Here is a 26,900-nt window from a genome sequence, read left to right as displayed (position 1 = left end):
GGATACCCTGCCACGCCAGCACGGCCGCCAGCGCCAGCCCCGCGCGCCTCGCTGCGTCGCCGCCGCTTGCCACGCGTGAGACAGGACGATCACGCCGAGACAGGATGCCTGGCATCCGGTCTCGCCACGGGTGTCTTGTCTCGCCAGCACGGCCGGACGCACGGACGCACAGACGCACAGACGCACAGACGCACAGACGCACGGACGCACGGACGCACGGAGGGGGCGCTAACCTGGCGGGATGCGTCTCGGAGTGCTCGACATCGGCTCGAACACCGTTCACCTGCTCGTCGCCGATGTCCGCCCCGGCGGGCGCCCGCAGGCCACGACGAGCAAGAGGACGGTCCTGCGCCTCATGCGATACCTGCAGGAGGACGGCTCGATCAGCGCCGAGGGGGTGGATGCCCTGGTCTCGGCCGTGTCCGAGGCGCGCGCCGTCGCCGAGCGCGAGAACGTCGCCGAGCTGCTCGCGACGGCCACCAGCGCCGTGCGCGAGGCAACGAACGGCGCCGACGTGATCGCACGCATCGAAGAAGCGCTCGGCCAAGACCTGCAGGTGCTCGGCGGTGAGTCCGAGGCGCGGTTCACGTTCCTCGCGGTGCGGCGCTGGTTCGGGTGGTCGGCGGGGCAGATCCTGCTGTTCGACATCGGCGGCGGGTCGCTCGAGATCGCCGCGGGCGCCGACGAACTGCCCGACGTGGCATCCTCGGTGCCGCTGGGCGCGGGCCGGATGACGGTCGAGTTCCTGTCGCAGGATCCTCCCGGCGAAGAGGCGGTCGAGGTGCTGCGCGCCCACGCGCGCGAAACGCTGGCGCCGGTCGTCGCCGCGATGGCCGGCCAGCCGCGCTCCGACCACGTCGTCGGGTCGTCGAAGGCGATCCGGTCGCTCGCGAAGCTCGCGGGGTACCCCGTGCCCGGATGGAGCGGAAGCGAACGGATGCTGCTACCTCGCGGCGCTCTGGGCTCGTGGATCCCACGGCTGTCGCGCCTGCCCGCGAGCGCACGCCAGGAGCTTCCCGGGATCACGGCCGACCGCGCCTTCCAGATCGTGGCCGGCGCCGTCGTGCTGCACACCGCGATGACCCTGCTCGACATCGACGAGCTCGAGGTGAGCCCGTGGGCTCTGCGCGAGGGCGTGCTGCTGCGCTACATCGAGTCGCTCAGTTGGAGCGCCCCCGCGGTCTGATCAGGCGCCCGCCACGGCCGTCCGGTCCGGGGCCTGCCCTGCCCGGCCCCGGGCCGGGGCGGGCCGTTCAGGACACGACCCCCCTGGCATCCCCCTCTGCTTCGGTGTCGTCCCCTTGGGATCGCCCCCTCGGGCTCCCCCCCCCCTTCGGGGTCAACAAGGTGTTCGAGGACACCAAGGTGACGGGATCGCCCACCTGTTTGGGGTCGCCCATGGCCGCCTCACCGCCCGGCGAGCGACACCACGCGACCCCAAACCCGGAGCACGCGACACCACGCGACCCTAAACCCGCGCCCACGCGACACCACGCGACCCAAACCCGCGCCGGCCCGACACCACGCGACCCCAAACCCGCGCCGGCCCGACACCACGCGGCCCAGACCCCGAGCACGCGCCCTCCGGGCACGCCGCCCCGGGGACGAGACACCCAGGACGCCCCCCCTGGCATCCCCCCTCTGCTTCGGGATCGCCCCCTCGGGATCGCCCCCTCGGGGTCAACAAGGTGTTCGAGGACACCAAGGTGACGGGATCGCCCACCTGTTTGGGGTCGCCAATGGCCGCCTCACCGCCCGGCGAGCGACACCACGCGACCCCAAACCCGCGCCGGCCCGACACCACGCGACCCCAAACCCCGAGCACGCGCCCTCCGGGCACGCCGCCCCGGGGACGAGACACCCAGGACGCGACCCCCCTGGCATCCCCCTCTGCTTCGGGATCGCCCCCTCGGGGTCAACAAGGTGTTCGAGGACACCAAGGTGACGGGATCGCCCACCTGTTTAGGGTCGCCAGCGGCCGCCTCACCGCCCGGCGAGCGACACCACGCGACCCCAAACCCGGAGCACGCGACACCACGCGACCCCAAACCCACGCCGGCCCGACACCACGCGACCCAAAACCCACACAAACCCACGCCCACGCGACACCACGCGACCCCAAAACCCACGCCCAGTCCCACACACCCAGCCCCACGCACCCAGCCCACACAAACCCACGCCCGCGCCCGCACGGGCAGGGCGCGAGTCAGCCGCGGACGACGTCGGCGAGTTCGTCGGCGATGCGCTGGGCGTCGGCCTGCGAGGCGGCTTCGACCATCACGCGCACCATCGGCTCGGTGCCCGAGGGGCGCAGCAGCACGCGTCCGCTGTCGCCCAGCTCGAGCTCGGCAGCACGCACGGCATCGAGCACGTCGAGGTCGGTCGCGCGCGAGCGCTCGACGCCGCGGACGTTGACGAGCACCTGCGGGAAGACGGTCATGACGGATGCCAGCTCGGCCAGCGTCTTGCCGGTGCGGGCCATCTCGGCGCACAGGTGCAGACCTGTGAGCACACCGTCGCCGGTCGTGGCGAAGCGGCTCATGATGACGTGGCCACTCTGTTCGCCGCCGAGGGAGTAGCGGCCCTCGTTCATGCGCTCGAGCACGTAACGGTCGCCGACGCCGGTCGTCTCGACGGCGATGCCGTTGGCGGCCATGGCGCGGTGCAGGCCCAGGTTGCTCATCACGGTGGCGACGAGGGTGTCGGAACGCAGCACGCCGCGCTGCTTCATCGACACGGCGAGGATCGCCATGATCTGGTCTCCGTCGATGATGCTGCCGTCGGCGTCGACCGCGAGGCAGCGGTCGGCGTCGCCGTCGTGGGCGATGCCGACGTCGGCGCCCACGCGGATGACCTCGGCCGAGAGCTTGTCGAGGTGGGTCGAGCCCACGCCGTCGTTGATGTTGAGTCCGTTGGGGTCGGCGCCGATGACGGTGACCTTGGCGCCGGCGTTGCGGAACGTCTCGGGCGAGACGCCCGATGCCGCGCCGTGCGCGCAGTCGAGCACGACGTGCAGTCCGTCGAGGCGGTGCGGCAGGGATGCCAGCAGGTGCATGACGTAGCGGTCTTCGGCGTCGGAGAACCGCGTCACGCGGCCGACGTCGCCGCCGGTGGGCTGCAGCTTGGGCCCGGTCATGGCCTCTTCGATGCGCTGCTCGACGATGTCGGGCAGCTTGACGCCGCCGCGCGCGAAGATCTTGATGCCGTTGTCGGGGGCGGGGTTGTGCGACGCCGAGATCATGACGCCGAAGTCGGCGTCGATGTCGCCGATGAGGAACGCCGCCGCGGGCGTGGGCAGGGTGCCTGCTTCGAGCACGTCGACGCCGGATGAGGCGAGACCGGCCTCGACGGCGGCCGAGAGGAACTCGCCCGACAGGCGCGGGTCGCGTGCGACGACCGCGGTGAGCCGCTTGCCGGCGGCTTTTCGTGCAGAGGCGATACGGCCCTGGCCCAGGACGACAGCAGTCGCCTGGGCCAGGGTGAGCGCCAGATCGGCGGTGAGGGAGCCGTTTGCGAGGCCCCGCACACCGTCCGTTCCGAACAGCGCCATGAGTGTTTAGCGCTTCGAGTACTGAGGAGCCTTGCGGGCCTTCTTGAGACCGGCCTTCTTGCGCTCCTTGACGCGCGCGTCGCGCGACAGGAAGCCGGCCTTCTTCAGCGTCGGGCGGTTGTTCTCGGCGTCGATCTCGTTGAGCGCACGCGCGATGCCCAGGCGCAGGGCACCGGCCTGGCCCGAGGGGCCGCCGCCGGAGATGCGGGCGATCACGTCGTAGGCGCCGGCGAGCTCGAGCACCGTGAACGGGTCGTTGATGAGCTGCTGGTGCAGCTTGTTCGGGAAGTAGTCCTCGATGGTGCGGCCGTTCACCGTGATGGTGCCCGAGCCGGGGACCAGGCGCACGCGGGCGATGGCCTGCTTGCGACGGCCGACGGCTGCGCCGGGGACGGAGAGCACCGGGCGGGGAGCCGCGGCGGCCTCGACGGGCGCGCTCTCGGTGCTGTAGGACTCGGGGGTCTCTTCGATGGAGTCAGCGATCTTCGCCATGTTCGTTTCCTTGATTCCTGGTTTCGAAGCGGCGCTTACTGGGCGACCTGGTCGAAGGTGTAGGGGGTGGGCTGCTGGGCAGCGTGCGGGTGCTCGGCACCGACGTAGACCTTCAGCTTCGACAGCTGCTGGCGGCCCAGGCTGTTCTTGGGGAGCATGCCGCGGATCGCCTTCTCGACGGCGCGGACCGGGTTCTTCTCGAGGAGCTCGGCGTAGGAGGTCGCCGTGAGGCCGCCCGGGTAGCCGGAGTGGCGGTAGGCCATCTTCTTCTGGAGCTTCTGGCCCGTGAGCGCGACCTTCTCGGCGTTGATGACGACGACGAAGTCACCGGTGTCGATGTGGTTCGCGAAGGTGGGCTTGTTCTTGCCGCGCAGGATGCGGGCGGCGTGCGAGGCGAGGCGTCCGAGGACGACGTCGGTCGCGTCGATGACGACCCACTCGCGGGTCACTTCACCGGCCTTGGGGGTGTAGGTACGCGTCACAGTAGTGCTGCTTTCTTGAATCGAACGGAGAGGTTCGTGAATCCCGCTCCGGGGTGCTTTCGTGAGGCGAAGCCCATGAAAGACGCCAGTGGAGGGCTCACGTTCGTGAGAGGCATCCGTCGTCGATCACGCCGAACGGCGGACACCAAAGGTCGAGTCTACGACATCCGGATGCCAGGGCCAAACCGTCGGCGTTCGGGAGCGCTCGTCCTCCGCACACCGAGGGGCCGAAGGGGTGCTTCGACCCCTCGGCGGGGCAGTCGTCGCGGGGGGTCGACGACCGCCTACCGGTCGGTGGGGGCACACGACCGGAGCCTGGCTGCAGCGCGGGGGGACGCTCGGTCGCGATAGCGGCGACCGTACACAGCATTATGCCCCGGCGCGGGGCGTCTCACGCACCGCGCCGGGGCGTCCTGTCGTCGTCGGGGTCGTCGTCGAGGCCGACTCGGCGCCGACGCGGCGCCGACGGGGGCTTACTCGGCGGCGTCGAATCCGGCGACGAACTGCTTCAGCCACGGGCGCAGCTCGGCGCCGAGGTCGTCGCGGTCGACCGCGAGCTGCACGACGGCCTTGATGTAGTCGGCGCGGTCGCCGGTGTCGTAGCGGCGTCCGCCGAAGACGACGCCGTAGACGCCGGGGCCGTCGGGGTCGGCGGCGAGCTCGCGCAGCGCGTCGGTGAGCTGGATCTCGCCGCCCTTGCCGGGCGCGGTGTGCTCGAGCACGTCGAAGATCTCGGGGCTCAGGACGTAGCGGCCGATGACCGCGAGGTTCGAGGGGGCATCCTCTCGCGCGGGCTTCTCGACGAGGTCGACGACGCGCACGGATCCGTCGTCGGCGGTCTCGCCGACGGTGGCGACGCCGTAGAGGTGCACCTGCTCGGGGTCGACCTCCATGAGGGCGATGACGGCGCCGCCGGTGCGCTCGTGCACGGCGAGCATCTGCGGCAGCAGCGGATCGCGCTCGTCGATCAGGTCGTCGCCGAGCATGACGACGAACGAGCTGTCGCCGACGTACGACTTGGCGCGGAAGACGGCGTGGCCGAGTCCGCGGGGCTCGCCCTGGCGGGTGATGTGGATGTCGGCGAGCTTCGAGGAGTGCTCGACCTTGCCGAGCTTGCCGGTGTCGCCCTTGGTGGTCAGCGCGGTCTCGAGCTCGGGCACCGAGTCGAAGTGGTTGGCGATGTTGTTCTTGTTGCGTCCGACGATGATGAGCACGTCGCGGATGCCGGCGTCGACGGCCTCTTCGACGACGTACTGGATCGCGGGCTTGTCGACGACCGGGAGCATCTCTTTGGGCATCGCCTTGGTGGCGGGCAGGAATCGCGTGCCGAGTCCGGCGGCGGGGATGACTGCTTTGTAGGCGGGCATGAGGACTCCTAGGTGCGCACAGGGGGGATCGCGGAGGGATCGAGCGCGTGGGTGACGCGTCGAGGGTGAGCATATCGTTCCCGCGTGTCGGCCCTGTATCGCGCCCGGTACGACGATCCCGCACCGCCCGCGGCCCCGGCCCCGCGTCGCGCCCCCTGCCAGGCCGCGAGGCCCGGCCCGACGTCACACCTGACGGGTCAGGGCACCGGCGGCCGACACGACCGCCTCGAGGACGACGTCTGGGCCGTCCTGGTAGAGGCGCGTGCGGCTGCCGAAGTGGCGGGTCGGCACGAGGGGGCGGGGCAGCTGCCCCGCCGAGGCGACGCGGACATGCACGTCGTCGTCGACGTGCACGATCTCGATGCGGGCGGCGCGCGCGCCCGAGTGCTTCACGGCGTTGACGAGGGCTTCGTTGACGATGTCGCCGACGAGGGGCGCCACGCCCGATCGCGCGATCGCGGTGGTGAGGGCGGGGTCGATGCGGGTGTCGAGGTGCAGCAGCGGCTGCCATCCGTCGATCACGCGATCGAGGTCGCCCGTGCAGGCCGCGTCGGCGGCGCGGCCTGCACGCAGCACGTCGTCGAAGGCGAGGTCGGTCTGGTCGCGGAATCCGTCGATCTGCGCGCCTGTGGGCGGTGCGTCGTCGATCAGGGCGGCGAAGATCACGCATCGGCCCTGCACTCGGCCGTGCAGGGTGGATGCCGCGTGCTGCAGCGGCGCGCCCGTGCCGGTCCGCAGGGCGGCGAGCGCGCCGGCGGCGCCGGCGAGGGCGGCGGTCGAGGCGTTCTCTTCGTCGCGTGCGCGGCGACTGGCGTCGATGGCGAACCCGACGACGACGGCACTGGCGGGCACGGCGACCAGGGGTACGAGCAGCAGCAGCGCACCGAGGTCGGGGGCGAGCCAGGCGGCGACGAGGCTGGCGAACGCTCCCCCGGCGAGCCACGTCGCGATGAAGCCGGCAAGGGGCACCCGCCCGTCCGGCCCGGCGGCGCGCAGGATCAGGGTGACGACGGCATCCATCGCAGCGCTGCTGATGATCGCGAGCGCGACCACCATCAGGTCGCCGGTCGAGACGAGGAAGGGAGCGCAGGTGAGCAGGTAGATCGCCCCGACGAGGAGCATCGGCGTGGGCCGGAGTGCGCGCACGATGCGGGGCTTCGGCGCCGGGGCCTGTACCGCCGTCGAGACCGACGCAGACGCCGACAGCGCCACCGATGCGGCGCGCGAGGCGGCCGGGTCGAGGGCGCCCGCCGGGGCGTCGGCGAGGGCCTCCAAGCGGTGGCTCGCGGCGCGCACCAGGTCGGAGTAGTCGCGCACGGCGTCGAAGTCGATCGTTCCGGCGAGCATCTCGTCGCGCGCGGCGCGCAGGTCGGCGACCTCGGTGTGCACGAGCTCGTGGGCCGCACGGCGCTCGTCCTCGAACGCCCGCCGGGCCTCGCTGAGGCGTTCGAGGGCCGCGTCGAGGCGCTCGATGCTGTCGCTGGCGCGCTGGTACTGGGTGGTGATGACGCCGACGAGCGAGAAGAGCAGCACGACGACGACGAGGTTGGTGCTGACGCGGGCGACGATGTCACCGTGCGAGCCGCGCCCGAAGAGCAGGTGGAGGGCGGCGTCGTTGGCGAACGGCCGGGCGATGGCGACGGCGATCATGGTCGCGGTGACGAGGATGCCCCGGACGGAGCGGGTCTCGAGGCGCCGCTCGAGCGCCGCGACGATGAGCACCGGCACGGCGAGCGCGCACCAGGCGGCGAACGAGCCGAGCATGCCCTGGGCGTAGCCGGCGGTGCCGCCGGGCAGGACGGGGGTGAGCATCGTGACCGCGACGAGCAGCGACACCAGGGCGCTCCAGCGCGTGAAGAAGCGTCCGCTGACGGCGGCCTCGCCATAGGCTGTCAGCACGGTCGCGGCGTGCCACGGACCGCGGTTCATCGGATGTGCTTCTGCACAGGCTCGCCCTCCCTCGTGCGGCCAGCATATCCATACGTCTACATATGACGACAGATCTTCACCCAACGTCTATATATAAGGACTCGGCCCAGGCGCTATGGGTCGATCGTGACGTCGCAGCGGCGCGACCCGAACCCACTCGAGGAGGTGCCGATGCGCGAAGACCAGTCGGTGATTCCGCCGCGCCCGCCCCTGCCCGCGCAGTCGGCCGACGACGCCGCCCGCGCGGCCGCGACCGCCGCCGCACAAGCCGCCGCCGCACAAACCGCGAGAGCCGCAGCTAACGCCGCGACCACGACGGCGGCGGCGCAGCCCGAGGCCTGGGCGTCGCGAATGGTGCGAGAGCCCCGCGCCTGGCTGGTGGTCTACGTGGTGACGCTCGCGCTGATCGCGTTCTGGCCGGTGCCGGTGGATTCGGGCGCAGGTCCGTTCCTGCGCACGGTCACGCGACTCTTTCCGATGCTGACCTACGACCGCATCGAGTTCGGGGCGAACGTGGTGCTGTTCGTGCCGTGGGGGCTGCTGCTGACGTTCCTGCTTCCGACGCAGCGCTGGCTGGTGCTGCCGATCGCCTTCCTCACGACGTTCGCGATCGAGTGCGGGCAGGGCCTGGCGCTGGCGGCGCGCACGCCGAGCGTGCACGACCTGGTCGCCAACACGGCGGGGGCGTGCCTGGGCATGCTGATCGCGGTGTTCGCAGAGATCCTGGCGCGCTCGCGCACGACCCTGCCCTGACGCCCCCGCGGTCGCTCAGTCGCGGGGGCCGTGGTCGGTGGCGCTCAGAAAGCGGGAGATGGAGATGTCGCGGCGCGAGATGCCGCCGGCTCGGCCGGTGATGCGGTGCCAGAACGACGGTGCGACCCGCACCATCGTGATGCCTTCGGCGCGCAGGGTGCGCGCGGTGTCGGCGGTCAGTCGGATCGGTGTGCTCGGCGGCTGCCAGCGGGCATCCGCATAGACCTCACTGATTCTCTCGCCTACGGCTCGTCTCATTGGCGTCCCCCCAAGGAAGCGCGTACGCACGACTCACCTGCGCGACCGCCACGTGGGTGCGCAGCGCCGCAGAGGTGCCCCGCCACCGTGACGGAGAGTGCGTTGTGACGACTCCCAGGTCGTCACGCGTCTATTGTGCACCCGATCGGGCCCGTCTCTGATCACTGACGGCGGGAGTGCCAGGCGACGTCCACGCAGCGTTCACGAGACCGTAACGAGGGGCCGCCCACGGCGCCGCGACGAGAGGTTCGCGCGCGGGCATCCGCTTTTGTTTCGGCATGTACTGATTAGAAGCTTCGTTCCATCGTGACCGTGTCGAAACGTCTGCGAAACACGCTCTTGCTCGAATCGTTTCGGCGGCGCGGTGTCGCGTTCTTCGCCCCGCGCTCCGCCGCATCCCCCTTCCCCGTCCCGAGAGGAACTCCATGCATTCGTCGCGCCTTCGCCGACATGTCTTCCGCCGCCGGTCACGCACACTCGCGGCCGCTCTGGCGGTCGCCGCAGCGGCGCTGTCGGTCGTCACCGCCGCGCCTGCCGCCTACGCGGCGTCGGCTTCTACGCTGTGGGACGACCTCGACAGCCAGCTCACCGCGCTGGTCGCCGAGGCGGGCGACAACGGCTTCACGATGGGCGTCTCGATCGAGGATCTGTCGGGCGCGTACGGCGGCGGCATCCTGTCGGAGGGCAGCCAGAAGCCCGTCAAGGCCGCGAGTGTCATCAAGCTGCCGCTGCTGGCGCTGCTGATGAGCGAGGCGGATGCCGGTCGGCTCAGCCTCGACGAGAAGGTGACGATTCCGAAGGGCAGTTCGAATATCGTCGGCGGCGCGGGCACGCTGCAGTCGCGGTCGTTCCCGCTGGAGATCACCGTCGGCGAGCTGATGACGCTGATGGTGCAGGTGAGCGACAACACGGCGACGAACGTGCTGATCGATCGCGCGGGCGGTTTCGACGCGATCAACGCGTACATCAAGACGCTCGGGTATCAGACGATGTGGTTCGGTCGGAAGATGATCCACACGGCCACTCCCCCGCTCGGTGAGAACTGGATCAACGCGAACGAGGTCACCGATCTCATCTCGAAGCTGTACCGGCACCAGATTCTCAGCGCATCGTCGAGCGAGTACATCATCGGCCTCATGAAGGGGCAGCTGGTCAACACGAAGTTCGGTGCGGTCATCCCCCGCAAGTACCTGGCGAACAAGACGGGTGAGCTCGGCGACGTCTCGCACGACAGCGGTATCATCCTGCTCGACGGGCGCGAGGTGGCGCTGACGGTGACGACGTCGTTCGCGTCGGGCGGCCTGAACAAGGCGAACGTGTACGTGCAGCGCGCGGCGAAGCTGGTCTTCGACCAGCTGCAGCAGCCGATCGAGCCGCCCGTTCCCGCGGCGACGACCCCGGCATCCGACGCCTGGCCCGCGCTCACCGACCGTCTCGACCCGATCGTCGCCGAGGCGGCGGCGGCCGGCGTCGACGTGGGTGTCGCGATCGAAGACCTGTCGGGCTACTACGGGTCGCGCACGGTGTACCTGGGCAAGACCGACCGGTACACGACGGCGAGCGCGATCAAGATGGCGCTGGCGGCGACGGTGATGAACCAGGTGCAGTCGGGCCGGCTGTCGCTCGACGATGTCGTCACGATCACCCAGGACGAGCGGTACCCGGGGTCGGGCACGCTGCAGAACAACGCGTTCCCGCAGGACGTCTCGGTGGGGCGGATGCTCGATCTGATGGTGACGATCAGCGACAACACGGCGACGAACAAGCTGGTCGATGTGGTGGGCGGCGTCGATGCGATCAACGCGGTGATCGCGGATGCCGGGATCGGCGTGGGCGATCTGCACTTCGGCCGCAAGATGTTCGGCCCGGTCGTCGGCGTGTACGGCGATGTGTGGCTGACGCCGTACGGCGTGAACCGCCTGATGGCGCTGTTCTACGACATCTCGACCGGGAGCGTCGTGAAGCCCGATCTGCTGACGGCCGAGTCGGCGCGAAAGATCATCGGCCTGATGCGCAATCAGCAGGTGAAGACGAAGCTCGGTGCGGTGATTCCGAGCACGGTGCTGGCCGACAAGACGGGTGAGAACGCTCTGGTGAGCCACGACATCGGTCTGCTGCTCGTGCCGGGGCAAGAGCTGACGCTGTCGGTGTTCTCGACCGGCAAGCCGGGCTTCGAGGGCGACATCTCGGCGACGGCGAACCCGTTCCTGCAGCGCATCGGCGCCGCCGTCTATGCGTACGTGCTGGCCACGGCGCCCGAGAAAGAGACGCCGGGCGGCAACGGCACCCCGACGGCCGAGCCGAGTGAGACCGCCACGGACGGCTCGACGTCGACGACCACGCCGACCCCCGCCGCCTCGAGCTCGTCGCCCGCCGCGACCGCGCTCGCGAGCACGGGGTCGGATGCCACGATGCTGCCGGGCCTGGTGACTCTGGCCGCGATCCTGTCGGCCGCCGGCCTCGGCCTGACGCTGCGCGCACGCCGCACGAGGCGCGCGCTGCGCTGAGCCGGCCCGGCGCGACCCGCACCCGACAGCCCCGACCCGTCTTCGGAAGGGCCGGGGCTGTTCGTCGTGTGCACGCGCGAGTCGCCACCCTCCCTAAATGCGAACGCGTCTCAATATCAATAAGATGTCGATGGGCTCTCGCCCTCTTCACCCCCTTGATCGAGAAAGACACCCATGCCTGTGTTCCCCCGTCGCCGCTCGGCGACACCCCCGCGTCTTCGACACGGCACCGTGCCGGGCTGTCGCTCGATGTGGCCGCCGACGGGTCGTCGACCGTGTCGTTCCGCAACACCGGGTCGGCCGTGTTCGTCAACGGCATCTGGATCAACACCGGCACCGACCTGTACACGGGACGCGACCCCTCGGGCACGCCGCGGGTGCTGGTGCACCTCAACGAGCGGGTGCCGCAGAGCGACGGCAGCGTCGTGATCACGGCTCTGCGCTATGAAGACCTGACGGGTGCCTACCCCGCGGTGAGCCTCGGCACGGTGCGCTGGAAGGCTCCGACCTCGACGCCGCCGACGGACGGCGGCGGTGGTACCCCGTCGACGCCGCCACAGCTGCCGCCGCGGTACGCGTTCGCGGTGTCGGCGACGGGTCCGTCGACGATCGATCCGGCGCTCGTGGCCGATCGCGACGGCACCACCTCGACGACGGCGCCGACCGATGTGTCGGACGGCGACCCGGGCCAGATCGCGCTGACCGGCGCGGCGACGGCGAGCGCGGCGACGGCCTCGACGGTGTCGATCGACCGGCTCACCCTCTACCCCGGAACGGCGCTCGAGGTGTCGCTGCGCGATGTGCGGCTGTCGGTCTCGCCGACGGCGACGACGCTGACGACGGGTGGCGGCACGGTCGGCGGGCAGACGCTCGCCGCGGGCCCGGTCGCCGCGAACACGCGCGTGACGGTGCCGGGGCGCAGCATGACGTTCACGCTCAACGCGCAGTCTGAGGCGAACGGTGCGCTGACGGTGGTGGCGGTGGATGCCAGCGACAGCCGTGGCCTCGGTGCGCACGTGCGCGCCGGCGTCGTGACCGCCGACCCGCCGCCGACGCCGGTCGACCCGGGCCCGAGCGACCCCGACACCGGCGGATCGCAGCCCCCGTCAGGCGGCGACCACAGCGGAGCGCAGCCGCGGCCGGCCTCGCCGGCACACTGCTGCTGATCGCCACGCGCCGCCGCCGCGCATCTCGCTCCGGCGCGTAACGCCCCCAGGCGGGTGGTTCGGGCGGATGCCCGGGCCACCCGCCGGCGCGTGGCATGGCCGGTCACGGCCTCAGCCGCTAGAAGTCGACGGCGCTGCACTAGCCCAGGCCTCGGCGTCCGAGGGTGAGGTCGAGTTTGCGCCAGCCGCCGCCGTTCGGGATGCGGCCGAGCTTCTTGATATCAACGTGGACCAGCTCGCCTGGGCGTTGCAACCTCGTAGCGGTTCGCCGCAGGCTTGCGCACTCGAAGCCCGGTGGCTTGATCCATGTGCGCCAGCAGCGGCATCCGGTAGCGCGCGATGACCCGGCCGACGCTCGATCGGGGAGCACCCACGTGAAAGTCGATGCGGTGCGGTCTCCAACGGCACGTGAACCGCAGCGCGACGATCCGTCTTTCGACGCGAGCCGACACCCTTGACGGTGAGACCAGCGGCCGAGAGCTGCGGTCCGTCGTCGGCTCTCCAGCCCTGAATCTGCGGGCCCATCTGGATGCGGTCGCCGGCGAGCACTGGAACCGTTCCGCAGCCCGCCGGACCGGCCAACCGTCGACAACGATCAACCTGGCAAGACGAGTTCTGCCCTCGAGAGCGAAGGGCGCATTAACGTGAGTCACGAAGACCTCCATGTGATGATGCGAGTGTGGTAACCCACATCGTCCCGGAGGTCATCGCTACCTCACACGTTCACAACGTCCCAGGGAAGAACAATAAGTCGATCGAGACGACCCAGTCGATCTTCCCCCGGCGGCGTCGGCATGCTTCTGCACCTCGGACCTCGCGTCGCGTCACCGTTCAAGACTCGCCCAGCGGAGAGCGAAACCCTCTTGATCAACGCACCCTAGGTCGTGGAGTTCTCCTATCCGGAAACTGGATGGCATATGGGCGTCTCAACCACGTCGCCGCCCATTCGCACTAGTCTCTCTCGCATGGGGTCGGGCAGGAAGGCGAGGGCAAGGCGCCGAGCGGCCTCTGCCGGGGCAGACTCCAACGGCGACGTCCCGCCGGCCAGGTCTGAGGAGAGGGCCCGAACGCGGCAGGAGATCGCACCTCACTCTCTCGAAGAACTCAAACGGATTGACCCGCCGCTGCTACCCTTCCACCTCGCGGCTCAGTCAAAAGCTCGCGCCTCGCTACTCGCCGCGTCAGGCCGCGTGCCGACCGCCGCGTGGCGAGGGGGTTTCGCCATCGCCGCAGCCGACCTGGCTCTGGAGACGCTGAAGGCGCCCTGGTTCCGAGAGGAAGTTCCGCCGACGACACCTATAGAACGAATATGGCTCTCGGAGTTGCGGGAAGGGCTCGATGTCTACGGACGCATCGTGTGGTGTCTGCGGTTTGGGTACATCTACGCAGCTGCTGCACTCACTAGACGCTACATCGAACGCTGGACCTACAATCTGGCGTTCTCGTACGAGATAGACCGCCCAAAAGGCTTGACAGACGTTGAGTACTTCCGCCACGTGTGGGCACGGCAACCCGCTCATCTCGTTGAGGCGGATGTAGGGAGCGACTGGGCTGCACTGTCCGAGATCTTGCATGGCCGATCCGTCCCCCTCGGATCCCGCACGATGGCCGTCGAGCTAGACCTCAAAGACGTTGATCGACGACACGTGTCCGATTTCATCGTTCGATGCGCGAGCGCCCCGTTGAACCAGGTCCGCGTTTGCGTGGGCCTCGCGGCCGCGAATCAGCAGAACGAGGAAATCGACCGGATGCTTGTCGCACCTCTTTCCGCCTTTGACTTCGACGTGGTCGAGCCATCGTTTCTGAGCGTGTTCCTCGAACCGCCAGACTACGACTTCGTCACCTCGGAACGCTCCTCCACACTCAGACAATGGGGACAGGCTTATCGGCGAATCGTTCGGCGTAGCTTGGGGGCACCACTCGAGCTAAGGAGCTTCCACGCATGGATGCCCCTCGAAGAAAGATGGGTTCGGGCAGGAGACGAAGCGCGGCGAGCTTTCGTGCTGGAAAGACACACGATGGGCGATGCGTTCGACCCGGATGTGCTTCGCGGGAGGCTGATCCGTTTGCGCGCCATCACAGAGATGACGGGTCTCGTTGCCACCTCTACCGAGGCTCGTGCTCGAAAGCAGGCCTTACGTGCGGCGGCGGCGGCGATGGAGTCCGCGTGGGTGCTGTGGCTCCAGGATGTTGATGATTCAATGACCTGTGTTCGTGGCGCTATCGAATCAGTCGCACGCGCACGTACACATCGCTTGAAGCCCACTAAAGCCGCGCGCATGGAAGCACAGGCCACACCCCCGTCACCATCACGCTGGGTAGAAGCCGCTGGGTGGAGACGTATGAGCGTCTTCGTACGTGCTCTGAGTGAGCTCGCGCACATCCAGGAGAGATCACGACACAGATCGTCCCGCGCGCTCCTGACTGCTCTCCAGGGCGACGTAGTGCCCGCGTCAGCTGCATCGACCGCGCGGGGACACGCCTTGGAAAAGGTTCAGATGCTGCTGGCCCACGAAACAGCCGCGGGTCTTGCCGAAACCCACACGAAGCTTGCTGCCAGTTTTCGCGAGCACACGATCTTCGAGACCGAAGCCGAGAGCGAGGCTTCGCTTTCCGACTGGCTCGAGCGTGCCTTCGCACTGAGCAACCATGACTTCGGGCCGAGTGAGCTCGCACGCTCCCAGCGCAAGGGCTCCGCTGAGTGATCTCTGCGCGCGCCTCCTAGTGCGTGTTGCTAAACCCTGATCGGTGGGCGCTGGCAAGGCTTGGGGTGTGTCGCGCGTTGAGATTTCTGATGAGGCTTGGGCTGTGATCGGCCCGCTGTTCCCGCTTGCAGAGTCGACGGGGCGGCCGCCGGTCAGCCTGCGTGCGGTGGTCGAAGCGAGGCGTGATGTGCCGGGGCGGTTCGGGATCAGCACCACGACGCGACACCCCGGGCCGGCCCGCACCGACAGGTCGGGGTTGTTCATGCGTTTCAGGCGTCGCCGCTGCGTTCCCACCTCTTGTACGACTTCATGCCCGCGGTGATCGCAGTGCGGATGACGAGATGCAGGATGAGCGCTCCAAAGATGATCGCGAGAAAGACATAGGCGATCTGGGCGATGATGGCGGCGAGAAACGTATCCATGCTCTCGACCGTATCGGGACTATCTCCGCCCCGTTAGATCAGCCAGCCGAGGCGTACGCTGACGGGTACGCGCAGCGCATATCTCCGAACATCGGGGGGATGCTGACGCCGCACAAGATCCGTGCGTCACGCAACGAGCTAGACGACGACACGGCACGGAGCCCCGACGCTCACCGCCCCCCGTTACACGGCTCTTCGGAATCAAGGGTGTAGGGAGGGTCTGAAACCTCCGGCCTCGAGCAGGCTCCTGGCTGTGTAGTTCGCGAGGTTGCGGAAGCCGAGCGCGGAGCCGCGGAGATGCTCGAGTCGGCCGTTGATCGCCTCTGTCGGACCGTTGCTCGTGCCGGCCAGGTCGAAGAACGCGAGGACGTCCGCGGCGCGCTGCTTCAACGTCCGACCGAGCCGGCAAATCTCGGCCAGCATCGCGGGGACGCCACTGCTGACGGAATCGATCACCGCCCGCATCATCTCCTTCGCCTTGTTCTTGTCGGGTTCGCGGTAGGCGGCGACGATGCGCTGGTAGATGCCCCAGGTCGCTTCGACCTCGACGTGCTCCTCGGCGGCGAACACCGCGTCGAGCCGCGCGGTCTGCTTCTCGGTGAGGAAGCTCGCGCCGGTGTGGAGGGTGCGGCGGACCCCGTAGAGCGGGTCGCCGGCGTGACCGCGGTGCCCGAGGGTGTCTTGCTGGACGCGCTGCCGGGTCCGGTCGAGCGCGTCGCCGGCCAGGCGGACGACGTGGAACGGGTCCATCACCGGAACCGCGTCGGGGAGCTCTTCGGCCGCGGCCGTCTTGAACCCGGAGAACCCGTCCATCGCGACCACCTCGATCCGGCTCGACCACTCCGCAGGCCGGGCGGCGAGCCACTCCTTGAATACCTGCTTCGACCGGCCCTCGACCATGTCCAGCAGCCGTGCGGGACCTGTCTTGTTGCGGGCGGGCGTGAGGTCGATGATCACGGTCACGTACTTGTCACCGAACCGGGTGTGACGCCAGACGTGCTCGTCGACGCCGATCGTGGTGACGCCGTCGAACCTGGCCGGATCGTCGATCAGCCGCCGCTTGCCCTCGGCGAGGATCGCGGTGTTCGCGGTGTGCCACGACACCCCCAGGCCTGCCGCGGCGCGGGAGACGGTGAGGTGGTCGACCACGATCGCCTTCAGCGCCCACCCGACCCCGCCGCGGGAGATCTTCGCCCGCCGCGCCGCCGCGTTCGTCGTGTCCTGCCGCCAGGTGCGGCGGCAGTGGCCGCACCGGTAGCGGCGCACCCGCACCAGCAGCGTCGTGGGCCGGTGACCGAACGGCTCGTGCGCGAGCGGACGCGTCACGGTGTCGCGCGGCACGCCCTCGGCGCCACACTTCCGACACCACGGGTCATCGTCAACGACGCGGCACTCGAGTACCGCCCGGTCGGGCTCGATCAACTGGCCGATGGCTTCGAGGCCGAGCTCATCGAGACGGCAGAACGTGGTGAGGTCAGGGGTCGCGAACGTAGGGTGGTGCAAGTCGAGGTCTTCCGGCAGATGGGCAGTGTGAGAACTTCCATCCTGGAAGACCTCGACGTCTATCCGCGAACCAGCCGCCGACCCTCGACTACACCCTCAACTGCGAAGAGCCCGTTACACGCCCACCCGTCGCCATCCCCGTCGAGCTTGTAGATGTCGCGACCCACGACGCGGGCGACGCCATCGAAGTACGCCGGGCCGTTGCCTCGCCCTCCGGCGCAGTCCACGTCACTCGCGATCGGCACGCATGCCTCGGCGTAGTTCGGATCGCAGCCGTCCGACGCTGCAGCAGGCGGCGGCGCAGCCGGCTCGACGTACGTGCCGACCGACGTGACTTCGGCAACGGGAGCCGTCGTAACCACGTCAGAGACGAGCTCTCGCGCAGTCTCGACACCGTCAGTGAGGGTCACTCGGTAGGTGCGCGTGCGCTCGCCGTTCTGCCCGGCCGTGGTCACCGCGCTCTGCCCCGCTGGCATCGACGCATCGTCGACCCTTGTGCGCTCGAAGGGCACCGGCTCGGCCGCGACCTCATCGTGCGTCGTGATGACCGGAACGTGGGTCGGCGTGGGCGTGCGTGTCGGTGTGGATGCCGCGGTGGGCGACGCCGACGAGGCAACGAACGCGACGGGCTCACGCGCGTCGGCCGCAGAACGCGCGGCGAGCGTGACCGCGTTGATCGTGCCGCCCATCAGCGCGATGCCGAGCACGAGACCCGCACCGACGAGCAGCCCCTTGCGTCGGCTCGATCCACGGCGCGGGGTCGATCGACCCGGCCGACGCTCGCGCGCAGAGGCCGGCGATACCGCTCTCGGCCCATCTGCAACGTGAGCCGTCCATGCGGCGCCGTCCCACCAGCGGACGTGCGCTCCGCCGTTCGGGTCGGGGTACCACCCCGGTTGCACGTTCGTCATCGACACTCCCCCCGGTTTTGTCAGACGCTATCGCTCACCGGCGCAACGGAAAACGACGACGGCGCCGTGACAAACGAGACCGATCGCTCGTTACGGCCGCCCCATTCCGAAGTACGTCCACCCCGCGGCGCGCCAGGCAGCCGCGTCGAGGCCGTTGCGACCGTCAACGACGACCCGCCCTTCGGTAAGCGTCGCGGCGTACTCAGGAGCCAGCTGACGGCGGTACTCGTCCCACTCGGTGACGAGCACGAGAGCATCCGCATCGCGGATGGCCTCGTCACGATCCTCGACGTAGGTGAGCTGCGGATGGATGCGACGCGCGTTCTCGATGGCCGCCGGGTCGGTGACGGTCACGTTCGCGCCGAGCCCATGCAGACGCACGGCGACATCGAGTGCGGGCGAGTCGCGGATGTCGTCAGAGTGCGGCTTGAACGCTGCGCCCAAGACGGTGACCTTCTTCTCGAACACGGCACCGCCGAGTCCTTCGACCACAAGCTGCACGGCCCGCTCGCGGCGGCGCAGGTTGATCTCGTCGACCTGGCGGAGGAACGCAACGGACTCGCCACGCCCGAGCTCTTCTGCGCGGGCCGAGAAGGCACGGATGTCCTTCGGCAGGCACCCGCCGCCGAAGCCGATGCCCGCGCCCAAGAAGCGACGGCCGATGCGCGCGTCGTGACCGATCGCATCGGCGAGCTGGGTGACATCGGCACCGGTGACCTCAGCGATCTCGGCCATCGCGTTGATGAAGCTGATCTTGGTGGCGAGGAACGCGTTCGCCGACACCTTGACCAGCTCGGCCGTCGCGTAGTCGGTCACGATGAACGGCGTGCCCTTCGCGACGGAGGGGTGGTAGACCTCGCGCAGCACGGATGCCGCGCGCTCACCCTCTTCGCCGGCCGGTACACCGGCGACGAGACGGTCGGGGTCGACGGTGTCTTGCACCGCGAAGCCCTCGCGCAGGAACTCGGGGTTCCACACGAGCGTCGCGCCGGTGTCAGAGACGCGCGGCGCCAGACCGGCGGCCGTGCCCACGGGGACGGTCGACTTACCCGCGACGATGTCGCCCTCGGCGAGATAAGGCAGCAGCCCATCGATGGCCGCATTGACGTAGGTCAGGTCGGCGGCGTAGCCGTCCTTCTGCTGCGGCGTGCCGACGCCGACGAAGTGCACCTTGGCGCCAGCCGCAGCGGCCATGTCGGTCGTGAAGCGCAGGTTGCCCGCCGCGATGCCAGCAGTGAGAATCTCTTGCAGTCCCGGTTCGAAGAACGGCGCTTCACCCTTCGACAGCGCGTCGATCTTGCGCTGGTCGACGTCGATACCGACGACGTCGTGTCCGATGGATGCCATCGCGGCTGCGTGAACCGCGCCGAGATAACCGCAACCGATGACCGACAGCTTCATACGAACTCCAAGTGGGGGGACGGAATCGGGGGAGAACACGCAAGACTGTTCCTACCAGAAGCGCGCATCCAGCTTCTAAACGAAATCGCGGCAAACGAGACCGGGAACTGGAAAAAGGCAGTAAGCGCTCCTATCGATGCGCGACAGAATCAGAGGATACCAGCGGTGCGCCCCGTTGGTACCACGACGGACGAGGCCGCGCCTGCCTCAATTGGCCATCCTCTGCCTGCGAAGGAATCCAACGCGGAACTCCCGAGGCCGCCAGGACAATTAAAGGCAAAGTTCCGAAGAGCCACATCGGTTGAGTGACATTAAAGCGCCAGACCGTCTCACCGATACTCAAAACGAGCCAGACCACTACATACATAGACAGTCGAAGGTCACCTATTCGCGCATACGCCAGGGAAACGCGAGCGCACATAAAGACAAGTAAAAATAGGCCGACTCCGCCAACCAATCCTAGGGTAGTGAGCTGAGTCAAGAAAGAATTATGCGCGTGTTGAGCATCCTTGAAGAGCCCATTATTCACAGCCCAAATGTCCTGGAAGAAAGAAACTCCGTTGCCGAATATAGGAGCCGCTTCAAAAGCACCGCGGGAAAAGATCCAAATCTGACCACGCGAGGTGAACGCTGTCGGGTCGTCAGTAACAAAGGGGGTAATCGCAACCAAGAGCAATGAAGCGATCAACACGAACGAGACAACGGCCACAGACACGCGATTCGATCTCCGAAAAAGACGGACGACAAACCACGCGAAAGCCATAGCGATCGCCGCGATCATCGAAGTTCGCGACGCCGACCAGATCAACGCGCAAAACGTAAAAATTATCGACAAGAATACTGTCATGCGACGGCGAAACAAAAAAACCAGCGGAAGAGTCAGTGCGGCAACTGCACCGAGCGTGTTCGAATGATTGAACATTCCAGATAGCAGGGTGCCACCGACTATCGCCTTGTCTGACTGATCGCCGCTTACTGTGGGCATGAGCCCATAGGCCGGAAGCGCGACACCAAGCAGCAGGCTGACGGCGCAGGACACAACTCCCCAACCGGCGATATGACGAACTAGCTCGAGGCCAGGAGGTCGCACCCAGAAGGAAACAACCGTAACAAAAGCGATGACCGTCGGCACCACATCACCACCACTAGCCAGCGATGAAACTACTGCAACAACGGGTGCAATCCCTACAAGGAGCGTGGACGGCGGTCTAGACGTACTTGACGGCGCAACAACCATTCTGGATAAGAGAAGTACAAGGAGCGCGCCAAGCAGAGCATTGCGGGCAAGACTCGCCGCGGGGCTATCTGGCGAGGCCCAGCCTGTGGGTGTCAAGTAGCGGGTGCCAGCGAGAACAACGAGCAGCGACGGCAGCAGAACGCCTAAACACACCACCGCCGCCAGCAGACGCTCAGTCGAGCTTGACGCGCGCCCAGGTGAGCGAAAAATGAGGGCGGGCCGACGGCGAGACGTCGCAGTCACGGTTGGTCCACATTCTCAAAATGACGGATCATCGCCGCCGTTCGCGACTGATAGGTGTGTTCACGAGCGATGTCAACACCGGCCGCAGCGCGGGGATTACCAGAATCCAGTATTTTGCGGATCTGCTCCCCAAACTGCGCTGCCGAGTCGGCAAAGAATGCTACATCGCTGAAGGCTTGAATCGACTCAAGCCTAGTCGACACGACGGCAGCTCCCGCTGCCAGATACTCGAAGAACTTCATTGGGAACATCGCACGCGTATACTCGTTCAAGGGGCATGGAAGAACAGCCACATCGAAGTGTGTCATGTAATGAGGAACCTCGGAATATGGCTTGGGGCCGAGGAAATGGACATTCGGAAGATCAAAGAAGTCCGGCAGCTCCTGACCGATCTGCCCCTCGCCAAGCTTCCCGATGATCACGAAGTTAACCCCCGGAAGAAGCTCCACCAGTTGTCGGTACAGGGTGAAGTCGAACTTGTACTCACTCACCGCACCCACAAATCCAACGATTGGACCAGGCGGCAAGTCGACCGGACGCACGACTTCCGAGCGTGACACGAAGCACTCGTCGCCGACCACGTTCGTTTGCTCGATTATGCGATCGGGTGCCGCAACCCTCGCTGCGATTTCTGCTAACGCCGGGCTCGTCACAAAAACTAGACGCGCCTCAGCTAAAAGATGATCCTCTGCCGACCTTATTAGAGCCTGAGGCATTCCGGGTTGCGCCGAAATATCGTCCACAAGGTGGTAATAGACCGGCCACCTGAGCCGAGGCCATGCAACAAGCGTGATAGGAGAGTAAGTTAGCACCACATCCGGGGCGAACCGATTCACGCGCCAAAACCTGCTCTGAAAAGCCAACGCCACCCGATTAACAAACCTCACAAAGGCCCTGTCCCACGCTGGCAAGACAAGGGGGCTCACTACTTGCACACCTTCTGGAACAATCCGAGGAGCCCGAAACGCGGACCTAATGCGGCGGATGATGCGACCACGATTGGCAGTCAGATCCGCGGAACTCATCGACCTAATGGCCAGGCTGTCTACATATAGTACTTCGTGACCCAAATCAGCCAGCGTCACGGCAACATGCTGCTTGTTGGTCCAGAATGGATGATCCCAATCAGCAGTGGAGATAAGCAATATGCGCATGGCCTCAGGCCCCTCTTCCGAATACAGCGAGAAATTCGCGCCAACGAATCTGCAACAGCACCATAATGATGAGAGCGAAGACAACACTCGATATGCCAGCAACCAAGATGCCAAGAACTGGCGTCACTGCGAGGACATGCGAGATATCTGTGATGAACGATACTGCCCCTACCGCAACTACAACCAGAATTGCGCTAACGCCCTGATCCCATCGCGTTGCCCGCTGCCGCAGATCTGATGCAGCAATCCAAAGACACAGCGCGCGAAGACTCTGCGCCAAGAGGACGGCAAAAGCACCGCCGACCGCACCCCACGTAGGCGTCAGGACAATAGCCAGCGTGATGGAAACTAACGCCGAGACGATACCAGTCCACGCCATTGCGGATCCGCGGTTTGCGGCGATCAATTGAGTGCCCCAGTAGCAGTCCACTGCGAACGGCAGGACAACGAGAGAGTAGACGGCGACGGTAGCCGCCGACGCGACGTAGTCGGAGCCGAACATTATGACCGCGGCGGCGCCCCCACCGATGCTGGCACCGAACGCCAGGACGGCGCCAAGGGCAGTCATTAGTGCAAGCGAGCGACGCTGAACGTCACCCTGCTTGGCACTTCCCGCTCGATTTGCGAGCACAGGAAGAAGCGTTGCCGCTGCTACGGTCGGGAATATGAAAAGGACGTCCAGAATCCGTCCCGCTACACCCAGAAAAGCCCCCTCCTGTGCACCGGCCGTCGAAGTGACAAAGACGATCGGCAGGCGCTGCATTGCTGCCCAGGCGAGCGCGCCGACGCCAACCGTAACCGACGACGCGATGATTGGCTTCGCAAGCCTTAACATCAACGCGCGGCGCGGCGCCCGCAACAAGTCTCTGCTCAGCGCAAGAACTACACAGCTCTGCGCAATCTGAGAAATCAGGAAAAACACGGCAAAGACGACGGGACCGCCGGATAGAAGCCAACAAGAAAAGGCGCCCAGGGTCCAAATCAGACTCTGAACAAGCCCGGCCTTTGCGACGAGATCTGGGCGAAGTCGTGCTAGTAGCAAGGACTGACCGACATTCCCTGCAGCGGCAATGATCGACACCGCTAGTATTATGCTCGCGATCCTCACCGGAACTGGCTGCGAGAGAATCACGAGGCACGACAGCGCTGTAAAAAGCAGAGCTAGGCTACCTCGTTGCAGAGCTCCGATCCAACCAATCTCTGCGCTTTTCTCCGGATGCCTGCTGACGAGGCGCGTGGTGGTCTGCGAAACACCAAGATCCGACGCCAAGGTCGCGACGCCAACGAGGGCGAAAGTGCTAGACAGAAAACCAAAGTCTGTTACGGAGAGTCCGCGCGCCAAGAAAACGCCGGCCAACGCCCCTGATAGAGACCCAAATAAGCGAGCAAAGACATTCACCCAGGTTCGTCGCGCGAGGTTCATGCACCCGCCCAGGACGCTACTTTTTTCACATAGTCGACCGACAGCGTTTCTGCCCCGAACTCACGCTCCACCAATTCTCTACCACAGCGGCCGAGATTTTCTCGGTCGTTCACCGTCATACCGTAGAAATCCCTAATTCGGGCGGCGAAGGACACTGGAGTAGAAGCAATGAGAAAACTCTCACCATCCCGCACCGCAATCCCCTCAATGCCGGCGTCGGTAGAAATCACAGGCGTTTCGCTGGCAAGCCATGTGAGAGTCTTCAGCTTGACACCAGCTCCAGCCCAGATTGGAACGACGGCGGCTTCGCGCTCAGACATCCATGTGTCCAGATCAGCTACGAATCCACTAAACGTTATCGCAGGATCGCGCTCCATGATTGCTTTCAAATCGGCCGGCGGTTCCCCAGCACCCGCGACCCACAGGTGATGACCTTCATCGGCCAGAGCCGGCCACGCAAGCTGCAGGAATGCGCGTAAGCCGTCGACGTTCGGACCATAGTTGAACGAACTCATCCACCCAATGCCGTTCCGATGCGCCGACCTCGAGATCACACCCAATTGAACTCCTGAGGCGACGATCGCGTCCGCAGACCTTCCATAGATAGAACGCAGCCGGATGTCCTCGTCGATGGAGGTTACAACGACTTTGTCCACATGGCGCAGCACGCGGCGCTCGAACGCACGAGCAGCGACAACCCCTAGAGCGGTGCGGATTGCGCGGTTAGCCCACATGGATGTCATGGACGCCCCCAGAACGTTCGCTTTGTCCCAAACCACGAGATCGGCTTCAGCGGCGGCGAGTCGCCTTGCACCACCCTCACCAAGTACCCACAGGAGATCAGCGGGACCGCGATCGCGACGAGCTCGAACAAAGCGGGCGGGAGCTTTTTCAAGGATGCCATTCGGAGTCCGGGCAAGGACACTAACTAACCATCTCACAGCTCGCGCCGGCCGACCATGTCCAAGTAGGAGCGAGGCGGAGGTGCATACGATGTTGAAGCCTGGATAGCGCCTCCGGAGCGCGGCGACGTCGTCTGCAGTCGTGTCAGGTCTTCTGGAAACCACTAGTGTTTTCGACCATTTCGCAAACCGCGGCTCAACGGAAAGAGCATCCAGCAGCGCCGCTACGCGCAGAGCGTCCCCGCGATCAACGGGGACCGGAAACACCGCACTGGCAACAGTGAGACTCTTCATTTTAATGCTGCCATCTCTTGATAATACTTCTCCGCGACCGCCCCCCAGGAGAGCCTCGCGCCCGACTCGCGCGCTCGGATACTCATATCCGCCCATGATTCCTCTACATCAAATGTGGAAAGCGCCGCTATGACGTCCCCTGCCCGCTTCTCGATAAGGAAGCCGTTGACACCGGTCGCCACCCATTGACTCACCGACCCATAGGGCGTCGCAATAACAGGCACCCCGGCGGCTAAGGCCTCTGCAACGACCAGCGGAGAGGCTTCATACGCGCTCGGAAGTATCAGAAAGTGGGCTTCTTGGAGGAAGGGGCGGATGTCACTTTGTCGTCCGAGAAAGATTACTCTGTCCTGAACAAACAACTGAGCGGCTTTCGATTTATATGTAGCCACCATAGACTCATCGCCTCCGACGATGAGAAGTCTCCACGCTGGCAATTCGACCAGCGCCTCCAGCGCCACGTCGAGACCTTTCCGTTCGAACTCGTGACCGATGAATACCAGCGAGGGATTCTCGGGCCGGGCCACACTATCAATGCTAAACTTCTCAACATTTACCCCGTTCGGGATAACGACCGTGGATCCGCGATATCCCGGATAGAGGGTCGGTAAGAGCTCTGCATCTTCATCTGAAAGCGACACAACCAGGCGAAGATCGCTAGCAGAGAAGCGTCGCCTTTCTCGCCACATAAGATAGATATGAAATGGGTTCCCCAGGATAGCCCGAAGATATCCGCGACGTTGAACCACGGCCTTATGAAACCCATGGTTAACGTAGATGTCGCCAACAACCGCGTCGCCGTGCGTAAGAACGACGCCCCGCGGATTTGCCAACTTCCAAGCTCGCACTTCGCGAGTGGCTCGATGAGTGAACCAGATTACGTCGCGCATTAGTCGCAACTTATTGATGATGCGACTACGCGAGACATTTGGTAGCGAACGCCCAATGACCTCCAAGTCGAGGCGGTCAACGTCAACATCGAGGCGCTGGAACTCGGCCTCCAGCTCGTAGGCAACACCGCATATCCCGCCACCCGGACGAATCTCGCGAGCTACTTGCAATAGCTTCATTTAGTCACCTGCGCACCTTCTATTAACTCGTCATATAGCTCCTCGAGCTTCGCGGTCTGCGTTTCCAAGGAGTGGCTCTTCTCGACAGACTCGCGGGCCCGGGAGAAGAAACCCTGGAGTTCAATCGCATTCATGCTTGCCACACCGAGCAGAGTACGCGCTAAACCTGCTTCGTCTCCCTCATCGACCAACCATCCGTTCTGGCCATCGACCACAACTTCAGGGATACCCGCATGCCTTGTAGCGAGCACGGGTACGCCTAGGGCTAACGCCTCGAGAACCACCGTCGGAAGACCCTCTTGATCTCCGTTGTGGGCGGTCTTACTAGGTACGACCAGGATACCGCTCGTCTCCATCGACTCACGCACATACGCTGACGACTGCGCTCCCACGAAGACCACTCTGGAGTCGATGGCTAGTTCACGAGAAAGAGCCTCGAGTTCGTTTCTAAGCGGGCCATCGCCAACGATCTTCAGTTCCCAGTCTGTCTCTGAGGAAATCTTGGCGAAGCTTCGGAGCAGCGTAGATGTTCCCTTCTTTTCGACAAGTCGACCGACGTGAAGAAACTGGCCGCGAGGCTCACGCGTAACTGTTTGCTCTACGGGGACACCAATCGGCATGGTTCGAATTTGGCCGCCCGGATAACCTCGCTCCACCGCCGCACGCCGGACGTGCTCCGATACTGCAATAAACTGCGTCGGTGATTTCTTCAATCTCGCTTCGAAGAGCGCAAAATTCACCCAAGCCGGCTTCATACTTCGTAGTAGAGCACTTCTATGCATTGAGATATCAAAGCCGTGGAGAGTGACTACAAGCGGAACTCGGAGTTTCTTCGCGAGCTTGAGCGCATAGACACCCTCGATGGCGAAGTGTGCGTGAACGAGCGCCACCTCGCGACCTCGCAAATGCCGGAGAGGAATCTTGGTCGACCGAAAAATAGTGTAGAAAAATCTCTCGAATCGGGACAGTTGGCTGCCACCGGCGATCTCATATGGTCCATCGCTCGCAAGCTGGTCTCGGCAGAAAATGACCCCTCGCGTCCGCCTCATAGCGGCTACCTGGCGACGAATAAAGGTTTCCGATAGCACCGGAAAAGCGTGTCGAACTACGAGGACTTCTCGTCCTTGGTAG

Annotated in this window: 21 protein-coding genes and 1 pseudogene; 5 read left to right on the top strand and 17 right to left on the bottom strand. The window is 65.8% G+C overall.

Annotated elements, in window-relative coordinates:
• Positions 1 to 241 precede the first annotated feature (241 nt).
• On the top strand, positions 242 to 1,186 hold the full coding sequence (locus JOE64_RS02830; RefSeq protein WP_204962856.1) for a Ppx/GppA phosphatase family protein: 945 nt from the start codon (positions 242 to 244) through the stop codon (positions 1,184 to 1,186).
• A gap of 1,020 nt (positions 1,187 to 2,206) precedes the next feature.
• On the opposite strand, the gene glmM is transcribed toward JOE64_RS02830, so the two are convergent.
• From glmM to JOE64_RS02805, 5 genes are all read right to left on the bottom strand, one after another.
• Entirely contained in the window at positions 2,207 to 3,550 is a 1,344-nt protein-coding gene (gene glmM / locus JOE64_RS02825; protein ID WP_204962855.1) for a phosphoglucosamine mutase, read from the bottom strand.
• Positions 3,551 to 3,556: 6 nt separating this feature from the next.
• Positions 3,557 to 4,042: a 30S ribosomal protein S9 gene (gene rpsI / locus JOE64_RS02820; protein WP_204962854.1), complete on the bottom strand. Its 486-nt coding sequence runs from the start codon at positions 4,040 to 4,042 to the stop codon at positions 3,557 to 3,559.
• Positions 4,043 to 4,077: 35 nt separating this feature from the next.
• The gene (gene rplM / locus JOE64_RS02815) at positions 4,078 to 4,524 is read right to left on the bottom strand and encodes a 50S ribosomal protein L13 (RefSeq protein ID WP_196383075.1); all 447 of its coding nucleotides are present in this window, start codon (positions 4,522 to 4,524) and stop codon (positions 4,078 to 4,080) included.
• Between the two features lie 473 nt (positions 4,525 to 4,997).
• Positions 4,998 to 5,891, bottom strand: coding sequence for a UTP--glucose-1-phosphate uridylyltransferase GalU (gene galU / locus JOE64_RS02810; protein WP_204962853.1), 894 nt, complete (start codon positions 5,889 to 5,891; stop codon positions 4,998 to 5,000).
• 183 nt (positions 5,892 to 6,074) lie between these two features.
• Complete coding sequence (locus JOE64_RS02805) at positions 6,075 to 7,820, bottom strand: ATP-binding protein (protein WP_204962852.1); 1,746 nt, start codon at positions 7,818 to 7,820, stop codon at positions 6,075 to 6,077.
• Between the two features lie 171 nt (positions 7,821 to 7,991).
• Here JOE64_RS02805 and JOE64_RS02800 point away from each other — a divergent pair, with 171 nt between their 5' ends.
• Entirely contained in the window at positions 7,992 to 8,573 is a 582-nt protein-coding gene (locus tag JOE64_RS02800; RefSeq protein WP_239531682.1) for a VanZ family protein, read from the top strand.
• A 15-nt stretch (positions 8,574 to 8,588) separates the two neighbouring features.
• Here JOE64_RS02800 and JOE64_RS02795 read toward each other — a convergent pair whose 3' ends face one another.
• Positions 8,589 to 8,831: a hypothetical protein gene (locus JOE64_RS02795; RefSeq protein ID WP_204962851.1), complete on the bottom strand. Its 243-nt coding sequence runs from the start codon at positions 8,829 to 8,831 to the stop codon at positions 8,589 to 8,591.
• A gap of 425 nt (positions 8,832 to 9,256) precedes the next feature.
• Between JOE64_RS02795 and JOE64_RS02790 the strand changes: the two genes are divergently transcribed.
• Together JOE64_RS02790 and JOE64_RS02785 are read left to right on the top strand one after the other, a co-directional pair.
• Positions 9,257 to 11,338 (top strand): serine hydrolase, encoded by a 2,082-nt coding sequence (locus JOE64_RS02790; protein ID WP_204962850.1) that lies wholly within the window; start codon positions 9,257 to 9,259, stop codon positions 11,336 to 11,338.
• Between the two features lie 155 nt (positions 11,339 to 11,493).
• Positions 11,494 to 12,504, top strand: coding sequence for a hypothetical protein (locus JOE64_RS02785; protein ID WP_204962849.1), 1,011 nt, complete (start codon positions 11,494 to 11,496; stop codon positions 12,502 to 12,504).
• Positions 12,505 to 12,655: 151 nt separating this feature from the next.
• On the opposite strand, the pseudogene JOE64_RS02780 reads toward JOE64_RS02785, so the two are convergent.
• Positions 12,656 to 13,157: pseudogene (locus JOE64_RS02780) on the bottom strand (helix-turn-helix domain-containing protein); the annotation flags it as partial.
• Positions 13,158 to 13,694: 537 nt separating this feature from the next.
• Between JOE64_RS02780 and JOE64_RS02775 the strand changes: the two are divergent.
• On the top strand, positions 13,695 to 15,209 hold the full coding sequence (locus JOE64_RS02775) for a hypothetical protein (RefSeq protein WP_204962848.1): 1,515 nt from the start codon (positions 13,695 to 13,697) through the stop codon (positions 15,207 to 15,209).
• A 269-nt stretch (positions 15,210 to 15,478) separates the two neighbouring features.
• On the opposite strand, the gene JOE64_RS02770 is transcribed toward JOE64_RS02775, so the two are convergent.
• The 10 genes from JOE64_RS02770 to JOE64_RS14775 all read right to left on the bottom strand — a co-directional run bounded on the left by JOE64_RS02770 (position 15,479) and on the right by JOE64_RS14775 (position 26,857).
• The gene (locus JOE64_RS02770; protein WP_204962847.1) at positions 15,479 to 15,631 is read right to left on the bottom strand and encodes a hypothetical protein; all 153 of its coding nucleotides are present in this window, start codon (positions 15,629 to 15,631) and stop codon (positions 15,479 to 15,481) included.
• Between the two features lie 201 nt (positions 15,632 to 15,832).
• Positions 15,833 to 17,134, bottom strand: a complete 1,302-nt coding sequence (locus tag JOE64_RS02765) for an ISL3 family transposase (protein WP_204962472.1) — start codon at positions 17,132 to 17,134, stop codon at positions 15,833 to 15,835.
• Between the two features lie 59 nt (positions 17,135 to 17,193).
• Positions 17,194 to 18,045, bottom strand: coding sequence for a G5 domain-containing protein (locus JOE64_RS14465; RefSeq protein ID WP_239531681.1), 852 nt, complete (start codon positions 18,043 to 18,045; stop codon positions 17,194 to 17,196).
• Between the two features lie 90 nt (positions 18,046 to 18,135).
• Positions 18,136 to 19,446 carry a UDP-glucose dehydrogenase family protein gene (locus tag JOE64_RS02750; protein ID WP_204962846.1) on the bottom strand — a complete coding sequence of 437 codons (1,311 nt, stop codon included), beginning with the start codon at positions 19,444 to 19,446 and terminating at the stop codon, positions 18,136 to 18,138.
• 130 nt (positions 19,447 to 19,576) lie between these two features.
• Positions 19,577 to 20,578 (bottom strand): O-antigen ligase family protein, encoded by a 1,002-nt coding sequence (locus JOE64_RS14460; RefSeq protein ID WP_204962845.1) that lies wholly within the window; start codon positions 20,576 to 20,578, stop codon positions 19,577 to 19,579.
• Between the two features lie 344 nt (positions 20,579 to 20,922).
• Positions 20,923 to 21,507, bottom strand: a complete 585-nt coding sequence (locus JOE64_RS02740; RefSeq protein WP_204962844.1) for a glycosyltransferase — start codon at positions 21,505 to 21,507, stop codon at positions 20,923 to 20,925.
• Positions 21,508 to 22,084: 577 nt separating this feature from the next.
• Positions 22,085 to 23,503 carry an oligosaccharide flippase family protein gene (locus JOE64_RS02735; protein ID WP_239531680.1) on the bottom strand — a complete coding sequence of 473 codons (1,419 nt, stop codon included), beginning with the start codon at positions 23,501 to 23,503 and terminating at the stop codon, positions 22,085 to 22,087.
• Positions 23,500 to 24,246, bottom strand: coding sequence for a glycosyltransferase family 4 protein (locus JOE64_RS02730; RefSeq protein WP_204962842.1), 747 nt, complete (start codon positions 24,244 to 24,246; stop codon positions 23,500 to 23,502). The genes JOE64_RS02735 and JOE64_RS02730 overlap by 4 nt, the downstream gene beginning before the upstream one ends.
• 449 nt (positions 24,247 to 24,695) lie before the next feature.
• A complete protein-coding gene (locus JOE64_RS02725; RefSeq protein ID WP_204962841.1) occupies positions 24,696 to 25,769 on the bottom strand; it encodes a glycosyltransferase family 4 protein in 1,074 nt (357 codons plus the stop codon).
• Positions 25,766 to 26,857 carry a glycosyltransferase gene (locus JOE64_RS14775; RefSeq protein ID WP_372432897.1) on the bottom strand — a complete coding sequence of 364 codons (1,092 nt, stop codon included), beginning with the start codon at positions 26,855 to 26,857 and terminating at the stop codon, positions 25,766 to 25,768. The genes JOE64_RS02725 and JOE64_RS14775 overlap by 4 nt, the downstream gene beginning before the upstream one ends.
• Positions 26,858 to 26,900: the final 43 nt, after the last annotated feature.

Origin of the sequence: Microbacterium dextranolyticum (genome assembly GCF_016907295.1) — a bacterium.
In the GTDB taxonomy this organism is placed as follows: domain Bacteria; phylum Actinomycetota; class Actinomycetes; order Actinomycetales; family Microbacteriaceae; genus Microbacterium; species Microbacterium dextranolyticum.
Note: the sequence above shows the minus strand (reverse complement) of the source record. Positions and strands in the feature narration are given on the sequence as shown.